Source organism: Virgibacillus tibetensis, from assembly GCF_036026595.1.
GTDB classification, from domain to species: domain Bacteria; phylum Bacillota; class Bacilli; order Bacillales; family Amphibacillaceae; genus Virgibacillus_P; species Virgibacillus_P tibetensis.
The window spans coordinates 1-488 of sequence record NZ_JARZFX010000043.1 but is presented as its reverse complement, the minus strand read 5'-3'; the positions used below and the strand labels follow the sequence as shown (position 1 = coordinate 488).

Annotated in this window: 4 tRNA genes; all 4 read right to left on the bottom strand. The window is 48.4% G+C overall.

The annotated features are described in order from the left end of the window. Positions 1-3: 3 nt before the first annotated feature. The 4 genes from QGM71_RS21750 to QGM71_RS21735 all read right to left on the bottom strand — a co-directional run bounded on the left by QGM71_RS21750 (position 4) and on the right by QGM71_RS21735 (position 343). Positions 4-79 (bottom strand) — tRNA-Val (locus QGM71_RS21750). A 4-nt stretch (positions 80-83) separates the two neighbouring features. Continuing rightward, positions 84-158 (bottom strand) — tRNA-Glu (locus QGM71_RS21745). A gap of 16 nt (positions 159-174) precedes the next feature. Beyond that, positions 175-267, bottom strand: a tRNA-Ser gene (locus QGM71_RS21740). 1 nt (position 268) lies between these two features. Then, positions 269-343, bottom strand: a tRNA-Asn gene (locus tag QGM71_RS21735). Positions 344-488: the final 145 nt, after the last annotated feature.

Here is a 488-nt window from a genome sequence, read left to right as displayed (position 1 = left end):
AAATGGTGGAGGATGCAGGGCTCGAACCTGCGACCCCCTGCTTGTAAGGCAGGTGCTCTCCCAGCTGAGCTAATCCTCCATGTTGGTGACCCGTACGGGATTCGAACCCGTGATACCGCCGTGAAAGGGCGGTGTCTTAACCGCTTGACCAACGGGCCATAATTATATAAAAAGTGGCGGAGAGCGAGGGATTCGAACCCTCGAGACGGGTTAAAACCGCCTACACGATTTCCAATCGTGCTCCTTCGGCCACTCGGACAGCTCTCCATGGCTCCACAGGTAGGACTCGAACCTACGACCGATCGGTTAACAGCCGATAGCTCTACCACTGAGCTACTGTGGAATAATCCAAATAGGAATAACATTACATTACAATTAAGCAAGACTTTGCTTAATATGTTGCAGATATTATTTGGAAAAGCTTAACTCCTTGCGTGACCATTATCCTATATAGAATGTTTTGGTCAAGCTAATGTGGAAAGGAATCT